The sequence below is a fragment of the Acidisoma sp. L85 genome (assembly GCF_009765865.1).
Lineage (GTDB): Bacteria > Pseudomonadota > Alphaproteobacteria > Acetobacterales > Acetobacteraceae > Acidisoma.
Window position 1 is genome coordinate 268,797 of record NZ_LMUQ01000073.1, and the last position, 16,442, is coordinate 285,238.

At 64.0% G+C, this 16,442-nt stretch carries 17 protein-coding genes; 3 read left to right on the top strand and 14 right to left on the bottom strand.

Features of this window, described 5'->3' with window-relative positions; translation table 11 throughout:
- Positions 1 to 255: 255 nt before the first annotated feature.
- The 6 genes from GSQ83_RS24825 to GSQ83_RS24850 all read right to left on the bottom strand — a co-directional run bounded on the left by GSQ83_RS24825 (position 256) and on the right by GSQ83_RS24850 (position 7,192).
- A complete protein-coding gene (locus GSQ83_RS24825) occupies positions 256 to 507 on the bottom strand; it encodes a CBU_0592 family membrane protein (protein ID WP_158805531.1) in 252 nt (83 codons plus the stop codon).
- 101 nt (positions 508 to 608) lie between these two features.
- On the bottom strand, positions 609 to 2,579 hold the full coding sequence (locus GSQ83_RS24830; protein WP_158805532.1) for a primary-amine oxidase: 1,971 nt from the start codon (positions 2,577 to 2,579) through the stop codon (positions 609 to 611).
- A gap of 132 nt (positions 2,580 to 2,711) precedes the next feature.
- Positions 2,712 to 3,557 carry a carbohydrate ABC transporter permease gene (locus tag GSQ83_RS24835; RefSeq protein ID WP_158805533.1) on the bottom strand — a complete coding sequence of 282 codons (846 nt, stop codon included), beginning with the start codon at positions 3,555 to 3,557 and terminating at the stop codon, positions 2,712 to 2,714.
- Positions 3,558 to 3,560: 3 nt separating this feature from the next.
- Complete coding sequence (locus GSQ83_RS24840; RefSeq protein WP_158805534.1) at positions 3,561 to 4,430, bottom strand: carbohydrate ABC transporter permease; 870 nt, start codon at positions 4,428 to 4,430, stop codon at positions 3,561 to 3,563.
- Positions 4,431 to 4,439: 9 nt separating this feature from the next.
- Positions 4,440 to 5,690: an extracellular solute-binding protein gene (locus GSQ83_RS24845; protein WP_158805535.1), complete on the bottom strand. Its 1,251-nt coding sequence runs from the start codon at positions 5,688 to 5,690 to the stop codon at positions 4,440 to 4,442.
- Between the two features lie 251 nt (positions 5,691 to 5,941).
- On the bottom strand, positions 5,942 to 7,192 hold the full coding sequence (locus GSQ83_RS24850; RefSeq protein ID WP_158805536.1) for an ROK family transcriptional regulator: 1,251 nt from the start codon (positions 7,190 to 7,192) through the stop codon (positions 5,942 to 5,944).
- A gap of 95 nt (positions 7,193 to 7,287) precedes the next feature.
- Between GSQ83_RS24850 and GSQ83_RS24855 the strand changes: the two genes are divergently transcribed.
- Positions 7,288 to 8,325, top strand: coding sequence for an SIS domain-containing protein (locus GSQ83_RS24855; protein WP_158805537.1), 1,038 nt, complete (start codon positions 7,288 to 7,290; stop codon positions 8,323 to 8,325).
- On the top strand, positions 8,325 to 9,260 hold the full coding sequence (locus GSQ83_RS24860; RefSeq protein WP_158805538.1) for an ROK family protein: 936 nt from the start codon (positions 8,325 to 8,327) through the stop codon (positions 9,258 to 9,260). Before GSQ83_RS24855 ends, GSQ83_RS24860 begins: the two co-directional genes overlap by 1 nt.
- On the opposite strand, the gene GSQ83_RS24865 is transcribed toward GSQ83_RS24860, so the two are convergent.
- The gene (locus tag GSQ83_RS24865; RefSeq protein ID WP_158805539.1) at positions 9,257 to 9,448 is read right to left on the bottom strand and encodes a YqaE/Pmp3 family membrane protein; all 192 of its coding nucleotides are present in this window, start codon (positions 9,446 to 9,448) and stop codon (positions 9,257 to 9,259) included. The genes GSQ83_RS24860 and GSQ83_RS24865 overlap by 4 nt on opposite strands.
- Positions 9,449 to 9,565: 117 nt before the next feature.
- On the bottom strand, positions 9,566 to 9,940 hold the full coding sequence (locus GSQ83_RS24870; protein ID WP_158805540.1) for a nuclear transport factor 2 family protein: 375 nt from the start codon (positions 9,938 to 9,940) through the stop codon (positions 9,566 to 9,568).
- A 100-nt stretch (positions 9,941 to 10,040) separates the two neighbouring features.
- On the opposite strand from GSQ83_RS24870, the gene GSQ83_RS24875 reads away from it, so the two are divergent.
- Positions 10,041 to 10,502 carry a MarR family winged helix-turn-helix transcriptional regulator gene (locus GSQ83_RS24875; protein ID WP_158805541.1) on the top strand — a complete coding sequence of 154 codons (462 nt, stop codon included), beginning with the start codon at positions 10,041 to 10,043 and terminating at the stop codon, positions 10,500 to 10,502.
- Positions 10,503 to 10,553: 51 nt separating this feature from the next.
- On the opposite strand, the gene GSQ83_RS24880 is transcribed toward GSQ83_RS24875, so the two are convergent.
- The 6 genes from GSQ83_RS24880 to trpD form a co-directional block, all read right to left on the bottom strand.
- The gene (locus tag GSQ83_RS24880; protein WP_158805542.1) at positions 10,554 to 12,452 is read right to left on the bottom strand and encodes an ABC transporter ATP-binding protein; all 1,899 of its coding nucleotides are present in this window, start codon (positions 12,450 to 12,452) and stop codon (positions 10,554 to 10,556) included.
- Positions 12,453 to 12,533: 81 nt separating this feature from the next.
- Entirely contained in the window at positions 12,534 to 12,857 is a 324-nt protein-coding gene (locus tag GSQ83_RS24885; protein ID WP_216850561.1) for a DUF167 domain-containing protein, read from the bottom strand.
- A gap of 2 nt (positions 12,858 to 12,859) precedes the next feature.
- Positions 12,860 to 14,065 carry a gephyrin-like molybdotransferase Glp gene (gene glp / locus GSQ83_RS24890; protein WP_158805543.1) on the bottom strand — a complete coding sequence of 402 codons (1,206 nt, stop codon included), beginning with the start codon at positions 14,063 to 14,065 and terminating at the stop codon, positions 12,860 to 12,862.
- Entirely contained in the window at positions 14,062 to 14,544 is a 483-nt protein-coding gene (gene moaC, locus GSQ83_RS24895; RefSeq protein WP_256367077.1) for a cyclic pyranopterin monophosphate synthase MoaC, read from the bottom strand. The genes glp and moaC overlap by 4 nt, the downstream gene beginning before the upstream one ends.
- Entirely contained in the window at positions 14,541 to 15,365 is an 825-nt protein-coding gene (gene trpC, locus GSQ83_RS24900; RefSeq protein WP_158805545.1) for an indole-3-glycerol phosphate synthase TrpC, read from the bottom strand. Before trpC ends, moaC begins: the two co-directional genes overlap by 4 nt.
- Complete coding sequence (gene trpD, locus GSQ83_RS24905) at positions 15,362 to 16,399, bottom strand: anthranilate phosphoribosyltransferase (RefSeq protein WP_158805546.1); 1,038 nt, start codon at positions 16,397 to 16,399, stop codon at positions 15,362 to 15,364. Before trpD ends, trpC begins: the two co-directional genes overlap by 4 nt.
- Positions 16,400 to 16,442 lie beyond the last annotated feature (43 nt).

Genomic DNA, 16,442 nt, shown 5'->3' on the forward strand with positions numbered 1-16,442 from the left:
ATCAACTTTTTGAGAGGATCTCTGCTACCAGGCGATTCCGAACGCCTCTACAGGCGCTTCTTGCGGAAGCGCTGATCTCAGCTGAAGTTTTCCACAGCCTACAATTTCTCGATAGGTGGGTGAGGGGACAAGTAGCCGGAGCCCGCGGCTGCGAGACGCGCGGTTGCGCTCGGTCGTGGGCTATCGCTCATCCAAACGATTATTCAGGACTACTGATATAGAGCAACTTAATACTTGCGCCGCCTCAGCAACGGCTCAGTTGGATTTCCGACTCACGCTTCGCAGCAGGCCGTAGAGACTGATCGCCGCCCAGAACCCCTCGATAATCGCCGAGGGCAAATTCCACGCCGCGACGAGCGATGCGAGGATCAACAGCGCGCCGAACAAGTTGACAGTGAGATAAAGCCGCCCGGTAGCGTCCACCCACTTTTGCTGCGTCGAGAAGAAGGCGCCGATAATCAGCGCGGCCCCAAAGGCGCCCGCTCCTGTCAGGATCTCGGGCCACATCACAGCCTTACCGCGACGACGAACAGTTGAAGGAATCGCGGTCCCAATTTTCGAGCGCTATCTCTGTGGAGTGCGGCGCAAACTGCACTCCCATAGACAACCTACCCGCAGCAATCGCCTTTGCCCGCCAGCGTGCTGGCCTTGTTCACGCTCTCAGGCACATCGTTGCTCGGGTTCATGCTGAAGAATCCAGCCGGCGACAGGGTAAACCCGCAGGAGATGCTGGGCTGCACAGGAAAATCCTCCGGCCGCACGATATGGTGCAATCCGAAGGTATGCCACAGCACAATATCTGTGTTCTCGATCGGCCGGTCCTGCTTCACCAGTTCCGCCAGACTGTCATGGCCATCCGAATTGCAGACGAACTCGCCGGCGGGATAGCGCTCCTCTTCCTGGAATGGCGTCACCCAAAGATGATTGCGTGTGAAGCTCGAGCGGATGCCTGAAGGCCCATCCTCCGCCAGGAAGGGCGTCACGCAATCCGGCGTATGAAGCTTGTAGGCGACGGGCCTGCCGACATGGTTGAGCTTCTCGGGGTTTATGACCTTCCAGGAACGATGCGTTTCCAGATTTGCCCGCCGTGCCGCGGCAAGTTCCGTCTTCAGCACGGTCTCCTCGCCATAGAAAGCGTTGCCGTGCGGATTTGTCGGACTCACCGGCTCAGCATGGGTATTGGTCTCGACCACGCTATTCTTCGGGCCATCAACGGCCATGTCGAGCCGCGCGCAGAAAATATGCTGATGGATCGGGGCCACCAAACCTGGTGCCAGTTCCGACGCATATTTGCCTGGCTGTCCCGGCTCACAGGCATTCGTATTGACGATGCCGGTCGCTTTCATCTCGAAATCGATGTCACCGGCCTGAGTGAAATTCCAATACTGCGCGTATTCATAGTTCCCGACTGTGCAGATGCAGGAAATTACCAATTTCCGGCCCCGCCGCAGAATGGTGCGGTCAGCACGGAAATCCCAGTGCTTCCAAAGAACACCGGCGTCTTCCTCGTGAATGCAGATCGCCTTCTCGATCGTGAAGGGCGAGCCATCCAGCGCATTGAGATGCGCGTCGAGGTAGTGGATCGTGCCCAGACAATCGCATCCCAGCCGCAGCGAATTGGTAAATTTGCCGAAACCATATTCGCCGATGTCGAAAATGTTTTGCCGGTAATGTCCACGCTCCGGCGAGCCATAGGGCACCACCAATTCAGCGAGTGCCGCGCGCCGCACGATGGGACGTCCGTCCCAGCGGATGTCATGCAGGATAAGCCCGTCGCGTGGATTGAAGCCGATCGCCAGCGTCCATTTGTCCCAAGCGATCGCGTGGCCGTCCATCGTGAAGCTCACGCCCTCCGGCTGCACCACATTCAGCGGCTTCAGCGGCGCGCGAGCGGCGGGCAGGAACTCGGGATCGTAATTCAGCTCCTGCATGGGGATCGGCGGCGCGCCGGGATGGTCATCCACCCGCAACACCTCGCCCGTCTTGATATCGACGACGGCGTTCAACCCCTCGATCGGATGCGCGTAGAAATTCTCGAAGGCCCGTAGACGCAGCCAGGAGAAGGTGTGGCTGATGAGCCGACCCTCTTCCTCCTTGTAACCGAAATTGCCGCCGGTCCAGGCATCGACGCAAACGCCGGTCATATCGGTGATGCCGCGCTTGCGGCAGGCCTCGATGAAACGCGCATCGGCCTTCACCACGCGCTCGACCGACATGAGCTGCTCGACCTGCACCATCGGCCGCGCTTCGGGAAAGTTCTGCTTGGTCAGAATGCGCTTCTCGGCGAGGGAGACAGTCAGCTTCCAAACGCCCGGCCGGTCACGATGGGAGACGCCAACGCGGGCCACGCGTTCCATCGCTTTGCCGGCGATGTGGTCGCGGAAAATCTCGGGTGTCGGCTCGCGAAGCTCGATCGTCTCGAAGAGCGCGCCTTCGCCAAGTTCGGCATCGGCCTTGACCACGGCCACCACGGCGACGATTTCCGCGGCTGTCAAAGGCGCCAGGGCCTGCAGGTAGGCAGGCGGCGGCGGCGCCGCGAAGCCAGCCTCGGGATATGCCGTCTGATCGATATCGTTCATAGGAATGTCCTTGCCCGCATCACCCTGCTCGTACCGCAACTTTAGCAGGTCTGTGAGTATGTCAACAAACGTTAAATACAGCGCCAGGACTTCATCGAGCGCGACATCCCGCCCGCTCGCCGCTCCGCCGCCCTAGCCCTTCACGCCGCCGGTCGTCAGCCCAGCCACCAAGGCCCGTTGCAGGAAAATACCGATGATCACTGGCGGCAAAGCGGCGAGGATCCCGGCCGTCGCCAGCAACCCGTAGTCGGAAACACGGCCATTCGCGAGATCGGCGATCACAACCGTCAGCGTCTGTGCGCTCTGGTCGCTGGTGAAGATCATCGCATAGAGGAACTCATCCCACACGATCAGCACACCAAACAGAATCGTCGTACTGATGATGGGCCGCGCCAGTGGCAGCGTGATCATGATCCAGATCCGCCACAAATTCGCGCCGTCGATTGCCGCGGCCTGTTCGAGCTCGGCCGGAATGGAATCGATGCCGCCCTTGAGGAGCCATGTCGTGAAGGGCAGCACGATGGTGCTGTCAGCGATCATCAGCCCCCAAGGCGAATTCAGCATCGAGAAGCCCGACAAGATGCGATAGAGCGGCACGACGAAAAGCAGCGGCGGCAGCATGTAAGTCGCGACAACAAGCAACAACAGCCGGTCCAGCTTGCCCTCGCGCCGTGAGATCAACCACGCCGCGGGCATCGCCAGCAGGAAAGACACCACGACCGCGCCAGCCGCGACCTCCAGCGTGTTGCGCAGCGCGAATAGAAAGATCTGCCCGTCGCTATTGGTCGCGAGACTCAGTAAGCGATGATACCGCGAAAAATCCAAGCGTTGCGGAATCCAATGCAGCGGCAAGCTGGTAAGATCACGCGTGCTGCTCACGCTCATAATAACGAGCCACAACAGTGGCGTGACGACAACGATACCGACCAGGATCATCGCGAGATAGCCGAGAGCCCGGCCGAGCGGGGTCATCCTCATACGTCAGGCCGTCGCCGGTTGCGCGCGCGAGACGCGCATATAGCCGCCGATCAACACCACGCTGATCGCGACGGAAAGCAAGGCGATGGCGGCGCCATAGCCCGCATTGCCGAACGAAAACGCTTGTTCATAGACCATGATGCTCAGCGACTTGGTGGCATTGGCCGGCCCGCCGCGCGTCATGATCCAGATAATGTCGAAGACCTTGATCGTGTCGATAATCCGCAGCACCGCGGCGATCGTCAGCGGAGTGATGATCGCCGGCAGGATCACCGCGCGGAACCGCCCCCAGGCGTTCGCGCCGTCGATCAATGCGGCTTCCTTCAACTCTCGCGGCACGTTCTGCAGCCCGGCCAGCGTGATGAGTGCGACGAATGGAAAGGTCTTCCAAATATCCGCCGCGGCAATCGCCGTAAGCGCGACCCCTGGTTCGCCAAGCCAGCTGCGATAAGCGCCGATGATCCCGGTCTGCGTCAGAAGCGCGTTCAGCGCGCCGAAGTCGGGATTGTAGATCACCCGCCAGGCCATTGCGTTAATGACGGTCGGGAGCGCCCAGGGAATCAACAACAGCCCGCGGAGAATGTTCCGTCCGCGCAGCGGCAGGTCGAGCAACAGCCCGATCAGCAGCCCCAGGATCATCTCGATAATAACTGTCGAGAGGCTGAAGGTGAGGGTGACTTGCAGGGCATGTCGAAAACCATGCGACCGCAGCGCGTGAGCGTAATTGGCAAGGCCCACGAAGTTGCCGGTCGCGTCACCCAGCTGCGCGTCGGTGAAGCTTAGCCAGACGGTCTGGACCAGCGGCCATCCGATGACGGCGAGCAGGCCCAGACCCAGGGGCAACAGCAGAAGAAGGGTGCGTCGCCCCAGCATCGCCTGCGATCAGTCGCCGTTGATGCTGTCGGCGGCTGCCTGAAGCGCTGCCTTCGGCGTAACCTTGCCGAGCAGAGCCTGCTGGATGTTCTGCTGCAACGCGGCCGAGAACTGCTGGTAGTTCGGCACGAAGGGGCGGGGGAAGAGCTGGCCTTCGGCTTGCTCCATGGCGCGCGCCATCGGACCCTCGTCGCCATCCATCAGCTTCGGATCCTGGAACGACGCCTTCCAAGACGGGATGGCGTCGGCGGTATAGGCGTCCTCGACCGGCTGCGAGGTCAGGTAGGTGATATAGTCCCAGGCGGCATCGGCATTGGTGCTGCTGGTGGGAATGCCGAGACCCATGGCGCCGTTGACCGACGAGATCTTGCTGCGGCCCGGCACGCCCGGACTCACCTCAACGCCGACCTGCCCGGTGACCTTGGATTCCTTGGCATTGTACTGCGCGAGCGACCACATATAGGACCAGTTCAGCGCAAAAGCCGCCTGGCCCGCCGAGAAGACGCGGCGCACATCTTCTTCCAAGTATTCGGTGGAATGCGGATTGGTGGTGCCGTCCTTCATCGTGGCTACCATGAAGTTCAGCGCGTCCAGGCCGCCGCCGGTCTGGAAGGCGGGGGCGCCATCGGCCGTGAGGAAGCTGCCATTATAGGCGGACATCAGCACGGTATAGTCGCAGATCATCGCCTCGGCCTGGCTCCAGCTCCAGACCAGCGGATACTGCAGAATGCCCTTGTCCTTGATGATCTTGGCGTCCTTGATCACGTCTGGCCAAGTCGTCGGCACTTCGGTGATCCCGGCCTTGGCCATGATCGCCTTGTTGTAGAAAAGAAACTTGCTGTCGACGAGCCAGGGAAGACCGTAGCGCTTGTCCTGATAAGTAACGGTGGTCCAGGAGCCAGGCTCGAGCCCATCATTGATCGCGGGCGACACGCGGCTCGTGACATCCATCAGGATGTGCTTCTTCGCGAATTCCGCCGGCCAGATCACGTCGAACAGCACGACGTCATAGCCGTGCGAGGAGCCCTTCGAGAGCACGATTTTGTCGTGCAACGACTCATAGGGAACGAATTCGAGATCGACCGTGACGTCAGGATGCAGCTTGGTATAGGCGTCGGTCATCTTCCGCACGTCGGCTTCGCTGTAACCGGCCTGAGCCATGAAGAGACCATGGAGAACCGTATTGGCGCGGGCGTGCTGCGCTCCGGCGACGGCCAGTCCAACGAGACACGTGCAGGCGAGCCAGGCTGTCCTCGACATTTTCCGGTCCTCTCGGTTTGAGCGGCGATCTGGGCCGCCATTAAATCAATTTGCTTGGCTAAAGGGTGGCGGACCGATCAGGCTTTTGTCAAGGATGTCTTCACCATTTCGCTCTCGACGCCCCTCGACAATACAATCGCCGAAGCGGAGCGTGGCGCAAGCCGGTTGAGCGTCCAGTGAAATGCAGTGTTCTCTCGGACGCAGCGGGCGTTTCACAAACATACGAAACGATTTGGTTAATCGAACAGCTTCTATCGCGAGCCAAGCACGGTCTGAGCCTGGCTCAACTTCGCATTGCCTTCCGTCGGCCGCGATTTCCACAATAGGTCCAAACTCGGTTGCACCATGATCGAAATCGGAAGCGCTGCGGCCCCAAGCGCAGGCATGTCCTGCGCACGAGCGAGCGATAGGCGTGGTAACTGTCGCTGCGCATCGGGATGCACCGATGGCAACAACGGCTCGGTCTCGGAGATCAAGGCGTCCCGTACAGTGTCAGGCAGGTCGCCGCCAATCACCACGGTCTCCGGATCGAACATGACCTCGATATTGTGGATGGCGAGACGCAGATACGGCGCCGCATCGGCGATCCATCCAAGCAGCAGCGGGTCACGCGCGGCCATCCGCTCGGCAAGCTCCTCCATCCGCACGCTATCGGGCACGCGGTCCGGTCCGCTCACCGCCTCGGCGGCCGCGTAGATCGAAACATACTGTTCCAGGCAGCCCCGATTGCCGCAGGAGCAGGGGCGGCCCCCGGGCTTGACGATCATATGCCCGATTTCGCCCGCGCCGCCCGATCCGCCGCGATAATGTTCGCCCGCAACGACCATGCCGCCGCCGGTGCCCAGCCCGAAATGCAAATAGAAGAAATGCCGAGCGACACGCCCGACGCCATGTAGCCGCTCGCCGATGGCCCCGGCGCGCGCGTCGTTTTCGGCGATCACCGGCAGGCCGAGCCGGGCGCTCAGCACCTCGGCGAGAGGGTATTGCAGGTCCTGCACCCCCGCCATCATCGTCTCGACTGTCAGCACGCCATTCCGCACCAAGCCCGGCAAACCACAACCCACGCCCCATAGCTTTGCGCGCGGCAATGCGGCTCGTTGCAGCAGTGTCTCCACCGCCGCCTCCATCTCATCCACCAGAGTCTCCAATGGCAGCACGACCTGTGCCAAAGGACGAGATTCCGTCGCAACAACATCCCCTGCAAGGTCCACGAGCACGCCGCTCAGCGTTTGGTGGCCCAGGTTGAGGCCGATCGCGAATCCGCCCTGGGGATCGAGCGAAATCTCCGTCGCCGGCTGCCCGCGCTGTCCACGCCTCAGAGCCCCCTCGCGGATGAGCCCGGCTTCGGCCAACTCCGCCGAGATATTGGACACCGCCTGAGCCGTGAGCCCCGTCAGCCGCGCGAGATCCGCCCGCGTGATCGGGCCGCTCCGTCGCACAGCCTCCAATATCACGCGGCGATTGAGCGCCTTCGCGTGCTCGATGTTGGTGCCTTGCAGCACGTTTCCCTCTCCCGTGGCGATGACCTCGCCTCTTGGTTAATTCATTCAAATGGATTTATTCTAGGATGAACAGCCCACCCGACAGGGAGATGACGATGAAGATCGACGGCTACATCCGCGAGCAGCCCGCCATTCTCTCGGCGCTGCCCGACCTCGTCGCGCCCAAATTGGCGGCGCTCCCGAGCCTCGCGAGCCGGCCCGAGCGTCTCATCCTCCTCGGCACCGGCTCCTCGATGAATGCGCTCATCGCCGCCGGCCCTGCGCTCGAGCAAGCGACCGGTGCCACGCTCTCCTTCAAAGAGCCTGAGGCCTTCCTGAGATACTCGCCGCGTGCCCAAGGCCCGAAGGCATTGGTTCTCGCCCTTTCCCAATCCGGCCGCAGCACGACGACAGTAGAGGCGGTGCGCCAGTCGGTCACGCTTGGTCTGCCGACCGTCGCCGTCGTCGGTGAGGAGGGCAGTCCGCTCGGCCAAACCGGCGCCGAGATGGTGCTCATGCCGATCGGCGAGGAAAAAGCCGGCCCGAAGACCAAGGGCTATACCGCGAGCGTCCTGACCTTGCTCACCATCGCCGGCCACCTCGGCGGCGAGAAGCCGGACACGGCCGGGCTCGAAGCCACGCTCGAAACCACAGTGCGGCAATCCGAGGCCGCCGCCGTCGATCTCCTCGCCCGCTACGGCGTGCCCGACTACATCCAGGTCGCAGGCCAATTCGGCCATGTCGGCAGTGCCATCGAGGGCGGCCTCAAGATCGCCGAGATCACCGGCGTCCCGACCTCCGGCTATGACATCGAGGAAGCGCTGCACGGCCACGCCTATGGCACCAACGACCGCAGCCTCGTCATCGTCATCGCCCGTGACGTCGATGAGGCCCGGGTCGCCGCGAATCTCGGTGAGGCCCTGACGGCACTCGGCCCCAAGCTCGCCATCGCCAACCTATCTGACTTCGCCACGCGTTTCGACCTCGCGATCGACTGGCCGAAGACGAAGGCGGGCTGGGCGGATGCAACCTGGGTGCTATTCCCCTTCCAATGGATCGCCTTCCACATCGCTCGCGCGAAAGGGATCGAGGTTCCGGGTATGATCTATCCCGATCTCGGCAAGCGGCTGAACGTCAAGATCCGGGCTGCCTGATGTCCGAAGGCAGGCTCCGCCACGCCATCGGCGTTGATGTCGGCGGCACCTCGGTTAAGCTCGGCCTGGTGCGAGGGGATGGCCATATTCTCACGCGCCGCGCCCTGCCACTCGACCGTGCGCTGCAGTTTTCGGCCTTCGCGGCGCAGATCGGCGGCGAGATCGAGCGAATGATCGATGCGGATCCGGCCCCGGTGGCGATCGGTGTCGGCATCCCCGGCTATGCTAATCCGCGGACAGGAGCGATCATGAAGCCTGTGCCGAATGCCCCGCCGCTGGCCGGTGGATCCCTCAAGGCAAGCTTCGAGGAGCGCTTCGGCCTGCCGACCGTAGTCGGCAACGACGGCGTATGCGCCACAGCGGGCGAATTGGACTGCGGCGCCGGCCGCGCTTTCCAGCGCTTCGCCGTCCTAACCCTCGGTACCGGCATCGGCGGCGCCGTGGTGATCGATGGGCAGGTGATCGAGGGGCCGGACGGCCTGCCGCCCGAGATCGGCGCGATCTGCCTGGATCCCAACCGCAGTGACCTGCCCAGCCGCGTTCCCGGCACCTTCGAATTCCTCGCCAGCGCGACGGCGCTGCTGCGGCGCTACCAATTTCTCGGCCCGGACGGTCATGACGTGACAACCACGAAGCAAGTCTTCGATCTCGCGAAATCGGGCGACGAGATTGCACTGCGCGTGGTGCGGGAAGGGGGCCGCTGGATCGCTCAGGCGATTGGCATGATGTCGAATATGCTCAACCTCGAAGCCGTCATTCTCGGCGGCGGCCTATCGCTCGCGGGAACCTTCCTGCTCGATACGGTGAGGCCTTTCCTCGAAGGCTTCTACTGGGCGCCCTTCGGCCGGCCGCCTCAGCTCCTCCTCGCCGAAACCGGCAATGACGCAGGAATCATCGGCGCGGCCGCATTGGGGTTGCGCGGCCTGAGCCGTTAGATCTGATACCCCGCGAGGCGCAGCTTGCGATCCGTCTCCCACTGGTTAAGGGCATAGACGGACCAGATCGCCGCCGGCACCCAGCCGATAATGGTCGCGTGCAAGAAAAGGCAGAGTATCCCTGCCCAAGGCCGTCCGATCGTGAAAAACGAAATGCCGGGAAGCAGCAAAGCGAGCAGCAGGCGCATGACGGTGTTCTCCGGAGACGTCACGAATCAGATAGCGCGCTACTCCTTGCCGTCCAATGAGCAACCGACGTTACCGCACGTGGTCCCACGGCAAGAACGCACTCTAAAAGTCTGGCCCTAGGCAGCATCCTGAATGTCGAAGCGAGCCACCTTGCCCTCTCGAAAACGAAAAACGTGCCCGACCGTCCTGTCTTTCAGCCCGTGCGCCTGCCCCCGGAGCGGTTTGCCCTCGAGATCGCGGACGGATTGCCGGACCTCCGCGACGATCGCGCCATCCTCAGCCCGATGAAAGCCCACAGGCTCAACACACGGACTGACCAAGGCCCACTGGCTTGTCCAGTACCCGCGAATGGCCTCGTGGCCGTGGACATGGCCACCATCCATGCCATTGGCCCAGGCGACATCATCGGCGAGCATGGCCAGCACGCCGTCGATATCCCGCGCGTTGAAGCGATCGTAGATGTGTTCGAGGGTTTTGACGTCATCGTCCATCGGGATTCTCCTTGCATAGTGCGGGCGCTGTGTGAGAGGTCAATTCAATTACATATGCACATATGCATCAGCAAGACAGTAGGTGCAAGGAATGAGGGCGATGGACCTGGATGTGCTCTCGACGCCGGGGCACCTGATCAGCCTCGCGGCACGCGGCTTCGCCCGCCTCAGCGAAGCGCGGCTCAAGCCGCTCGGCTTCGGCGTTGGACATCTGCCCGTGCTGGTCGCACTTCAGGATGGCCGGGCAAGCACGCAACGTGATCTCGCCCGCTTCGCCAAGATCGAGCAGCCGCCGATGGCGCAGATGCTCGCCCGCATGGAGCGGGACCGGCTGATCGAGAGGACACCTGACCCTGCCGATGGCCGCAGCAGCCGCATCACGCTGACCGAGGTCGCGGAAGCGCGCCTGCCCGACGCGGTTGCTGTCCTCCTTCAAGGCAATCGCGAAGTACTGCGCGACTTCACGGACGAGGAGGCCGGGCAGCTCGTCAACCTGCTGACGCGCCTGATCGCGAACCTCGATCGGGTCGCGAGCGCCGAACCACCGGCGCGCCAGTTTTAGAGAAGGAGGAGTGACCTGATCGTCTGTTGGCAGGCTGGCTGAGTCCGGACCCTAGATCATCGCTGCGAGCTGACCCTCGCGCCGCGCCGCGTCGCTTCCGCCAGACTGTCGCTGCCACAGTGACGCATAGATGCCGCCCCGCGCGATGAGCGCGTCATGGGTGCCCTCTTCCGCGATGCGGCCCTGATCCAGCACCACCAGGCGGTCCATCTGCGCGATGGTGGAAAGCCGATGCGCGATGGCGATAACCGTGCGGCCCTCCATCAGCCCCGTGAGCTGCTCCTGAATTGCCGCCTCGACCTCTGAATCCAGCGCCGAGGTCGCTTCGTCCAGCACGAGAATCGGTGCGTTCTTGAGAATGACCCGCGCGATGGCGATACGCTGCCGCTGGCCGCCGGAAAGCTTCACGCCGCGCTCCCCCACATGGCTCTCGAAACCCACGCGGCCTTCATTGTCGCGCAACCCCTCGATGAAGCTCAGCGCATGAGCGCGTTCGGCGGCACCACGAATCTCAGCCTCCGTCGCATGCGGCCGTCCGAAACGAATATTGTCGCGGATCGAGCGATGCAGCAGCGACGTATCCTGCGTCACCATCCCAATCGCCGCGCGCAAACTCTCCTGCGTCAAACCCGCGATATCTTGCCCGTCGACGAGAATGCGCCCCGTCGCGGGATCGTAGAAATGCAGCAGCAGGTTGACGAGCGTCGATTTGCCCGTGCCCGACCGTCCCACCAGCCCAATCCGCTCGCCCGGCGCGATATCGAGCGAAACGCCGCGCAGCACGCCGCCGAGGCGGCCCTGGAAATTGATCTCCGGCGTGCGGCCATAATCGAAGACCACATTCTCGAAGCGGATGGCGCCATGGTCTAGCCTTAGCGGCACGGCGTCTGGCGCGTCGGGCATCTGCAACGGCTGCGCGATCGAGCGCATGCCATCCTGCACCGTGCCGACATTCTCGAAGATCGAGGTGATGTTCTGCGACACCCAGGCCGAGATATTCGCGATCTGCCACGCCATCGGGATCGCCATCGCGACGGTGCCAACGGGCACCCGGCCATCCAGCCACAGCCACACGCCGATTGTGCCGGTGCCAGTTACCATCAGCGCATTCGTCATCGCCTGGGTGATGTTCCAGACCGTGGTGAGGCGTAGTTGATAGCGAAAAGCATTCGTGTGCTCGTCGATCCCCTGGCGAATAAAGTCATCCTCCGCGCGAACCCGTGCGAACAATTTGACCGTCAGAATATTGCTGTAGCTATCAACCACGCGGCCCGTGAGACCCGAGCGAACCGTCGACATCGCGCGCGACCGTTCCCGCATGCGTGGCACAAACAGACGCAGCATCGTCGCATAGACGATGAACCAGATGAGGATCGGCATGGCGAGCCGCCAATCGGCGCGACTGAGCAGCACCGCCGAACTCGAACCATAGACAAGGATGTACCAAACCGCATTGGTCGCCGAGACCACGCTCTCTCGTAGCGACGGCCCAGTCTGCATGACACGCGTCGCGATGCGGCCGGCAAAGTCATTCTGAAAGAACGTCCAGCTCTGCCGCGCGACGTGCCAGTGATTTTGCCAGCGGATGAGATTGGTCACGCTCGGCACGATCGTCTGGTTGGTCACCAAGTTCTGCGCCAGAAGCGCCGCCGGCCGCACCACCAGCAGCACCACCAGCATGGTGACCAGTTGCCATCCGGCATCGGGGATCAGCGTCTTCGGCGTATGATTGGTCACCAGCGAGACGATGCGGCCGACGAAGACCGGGATCGTCACATCCAGCGCGGCGACCGCTAGCCCGGCGGCGAACAGCGCCAAAACCAGTCCCGGAGTCTGGCGCACGAAATGCCAGTAGAAGCTCGCGAGGGGATGCGGTTGATCCATGGTAGGCGGCGGTCGATCCGGATCGACCTCGGTTGGCTGAAGGATGGCTTCGAAGAAACGGAACATGCCCCTAGGGGTGGCCCCACGCGCGAACGGGATCAACCCCGAGTTGGGGGAGGGAGGCCTGTCGTGCGGTGAAAGGAGTCGTCAATCCTCGCCAACGATCCACTCCGCCAGCCGTCCTTCGATCGCCTCACCGTCACCCGAGAGGATCACCACCTTCAACCGTGACCTCTCACCGGACCTGATTGTCACCGCCCCCTTTCGCAACTCAAGCGCGGTCGCCAGAAAAGCGACGAGCGCCGCATTCGCCGCGCCCTCTACCGGAGGCGCGACCAGCCTAAGCTGAAGCGCCGCGCGCCCCTCCGCGCCGACCACGACACCATCCAGCCCGTTGCGGTTGGCACGAGGCACCAAACGCACCGCCAGCATCACGCCCTCGGGCGTCCGGCGGTACGGAACGGTGGTCACCGCTAAATCCCCAGCGGCGCCAGACGTATCGCCGGCACTATCGCGCCGGCGTCCAGGGCTGGCGCGTGCGGTGGCCGAATGACCAGAGCATCAGCCCGCGCCAGCCGGCTGAGCATCCCGGAATCCTGCACCGGGAAGGGATGCGCGATCCATCCTCCGGCATCCTGGGTCAGCAGGCTCGCACGCACATAATCCTCGCGCCCGTCATTGGCGGGCATCGCGGCCCCGAGCCGCACCGGTTCCGCCATCGGTGGATCACCCGGAAGCCCGGTCAGCCGCGCGATCGCGGGCATCAGGAACAGGATGCCGCAGACCAAAGCAGAAACCGGATTGCCCGGCAGCCCCAGCATCGGCATATCGCCAAGCCGCCCGTACATCAGCGGCTTGCCCGGGCGCATCGCGATGCGCCAGAAATCGAGCACCATCCCCTGCGCCGCCAGCGCCGCCTGCACCAGATCGTGGTCCCCGACGCTCGCCCCGCCCGTCGTCACCAGGAGATCCGCGCCCCGAGCCCCCGCAGCCGCCTCGGCGATCCCTTCGAGCGTATCGGGAGCCGTCGGCAGCAGCACCGGTTCACCTCCGGCCGCACGCACGAGGGCGGCGATCGCAGGACCGTTCGAGGCCACCACGCCGCCGGGCCTCAGCGGCTCACCCGGCAAGGCAATCTCATCGCCGGTGGAAAGGATGGCGACCCTCGGCGCCCGATGTACGGAGAGCCAGGGATGACCCCCGCTCGCCGCGAGACCGACCAGCCGAGCCAGCAGGCGCACCCCGGCCGGGATAAGGGTCTCGCCGGTGGCGAAATCCTGCCCCTCCGGCCGGATATGCCGGTCGGGCGCGGGCGATACGGTGACGATCACCTCCTCGCCGTCGCGCTCCGCGTTCTCCTGGATGAGGATGGTATCGGCCCCCTCGGGCACGACGCTGCCAGTGAAAAGCCGCACGGCTTCCCCGGCAGCCACCTTCCCGGCGAAGGGATGCCCCGCCGGTGCCGCGCCAATCAGCCGCAGCCGGGCGCCTTGCGCCGCATCCGCTGCCCGAACCGCGTAGCCGTCCATCGCGGAAACATCCGCGGGCGGATGGCTCACCCGCGCCACGACCGGCGCCGCGGTCACCCGCCCTGCCGCCTCGGCAAGGCTCACGATCTCAGCCCCTGTCGGCACCAGGCCGCTCAGGATCCGCGTCCGCGCCTCCGCCACCGAGATCATGGCGCGTGGAAATCGCCAGACGCGCCACCGGATTTGGCGACGACGCGCAACCCCTCGACGACCATGCCTCGATCCACCGCCTTGCACATGTCGTAAACCGTCAGCGCCGCGACGGACGCCGCGGTCAGCGCCTCCATCTCCACCCCAGTCCGCCCCACGGTGCGGACGGTGGCGACGATCTCGACCGCCGACCCGCCCGCATCGGTCGTGAGTTCGACCGTCACGGCGGAGAGGGGCAGGGGGTGGCAAAGCGGAATGAGATCGGCCGTGCGCTTGGCAGCCATGATGCCCGCGATCCGCGCGACACCCAGCACATCACCCTTTTTCGCCGTGCCGCCCAAGATGATCGCCAATGTCTCGGCCCGCATCGTAACGCGAGCGCGTGCTGTCGCCTCCCGCTCGGTTACCGACTTGCCGGAAACATCAACCATGATGGCCTGGCCGGCCGCATCGAAATGGGTGAGGGCATCGCCGCTCAAGCGCCGTGCGCCGCCCGCTCGGGGCCAATCAGGGCGCGCACCGCCTGCGTCACATCCGGCTGGCGCATCAGGCTCTCGCCGACGAGGTAGCATTGGATCCCGCCCTCGACGAGCTGGCGCACGTCGGCCGCCGTGCGTATGCCGCTCTCCGCGACAAGAAACTTGTCGGGCGGCACCAGCGGCGCAAGCTTGATCGAAGTATGAAGATCGATCTTCAGCGTCTTGAGATTACGATTATTTATGCCAATGAGCGGCGTCTGCAGTCCCAGGGCGCGATCAAGCTCCGCCTCATCATGCACCTCGGCCAGCACGTCGAGGTCGATCGCCCGGGCCAGCGCCTCCAGCTCACGCGCTTCATTATCGGTGAGCGCGGCCATGATCAGCAGAATGCAATCCGCACCCATCGCCCGGCTCTCGTAAACCTGCCAAGGCTCGAGGATGAAATCCTTGCGCAGAACCGGCAGAGGCACCGCCTCCCTCGCCGCCTTGAGATGCGCCGGCTCACCCTGAAAATACGGCTGGTCGGTCAGGACCGAGAGACAGGTCGCTCCGCCATTCGCATAAGCGCGCGCAAGCTTCGCCGGATCGAAGTCCTCGCGGATCAGGCCGCCCGAAGGCGAGGCTTTCTTGATCTCCGCGATCAGCGCCACGCCGCTGATATTGACGTGGTCCATCAGCGTCCGCCCGAAGCCACGCGGCGGCTTCTGCGCCGCCGCCTTCTGACGCATCGCCTCAATCGAAACCGCCCCACGGCGCCGCTCAGTCTCCGCCCGCGTATGAGCGCAGATCTGGACGAGGAGGTCGGAGGTCTCAGTGGTCATGATTTCGTCTTCGTTTCATCATCGGTCTGGGTTTCCCGCCGCAGAGTCTCCAGCGCGGCCCGTGCGGCCCCGCTATCGATGGCCGCCGCGGCCGCCGCTATACCATCCGTCAGGCCGGTAACAGTCCCCGCTACCATCAATGCACCTGCCACATTCAGGAGTACCGTATCGCGATAGGCGCCGGCCTCGCCCTCCAGCAGCCGCATCAGAGCCGCCGCATTGGCCGCCGCGTCCCCGCCGCGCAGCGCCGACAGAGGCGCGTGAGGCAACCCGACCTCCGACGCTTCCAAGGTGACGTCCTGTACCCGCCCAGCTTCGAGAACCGAGATATGGTTGGTTCCGGACAGCGTCAGTTCGTCGAGGCCCTGGCCATGGACGATCCAGGCATGGCTCGTGCCCAGCCTGCCCAGCGCCTCGGCAACCGGCCGCGTCCAGTGGGAGGCATAGACCCCGGTGAACTGCCGTGCCACCCCGGCGGGATTGGCCAATGGCCCGAGCAGGTTGAACAATGTCCGCGTGCCGAGTTCCGCCCGCACCGGGGCCGCATGACGCAAGGCCGGATGATGCGCAGGAGCGAACAGGAAGGCGCAGCCGGTATCGGCGAGGATTTCCTCAAGCCGCGCCGCCGGAAGATTGATGCGGATGCCGAGATGTTCGAGCACATCGGCGGCGCCGGCCTGGGAACTCAGCGCTCTATTGCCATGCTTGGCGACCGGCACACCGCAGCCCGCCACCACGAAGGTCACGGCGGTTGAGATATTGAGCGTTCCGGCCTCGTCTCCCCCGGTGCCGCAGACATCGATGGCACCCTCCGGCGCCATGATCGACACCATGCGCGCGCGCAAAGCCCGCACGGCGCCGACCATTTCGGCCACCGTCTCGCCGCGCACGCGCATCGCCATCAGCATGCCGCCGATCTGCGCATGCGTCGCATCGCCCGTGATGATCGCCCCGAAGGCAGCCTCGGCTTCAGCCTCGGTCAGCGTCTCGCCTCGGGCGAGCCGGCCCAGCAGCGGCCGGATCCCACCGGTCACGAGCTTGTCGCCCGAGAGCCGGTTAGACCGAGGCGTATCACGA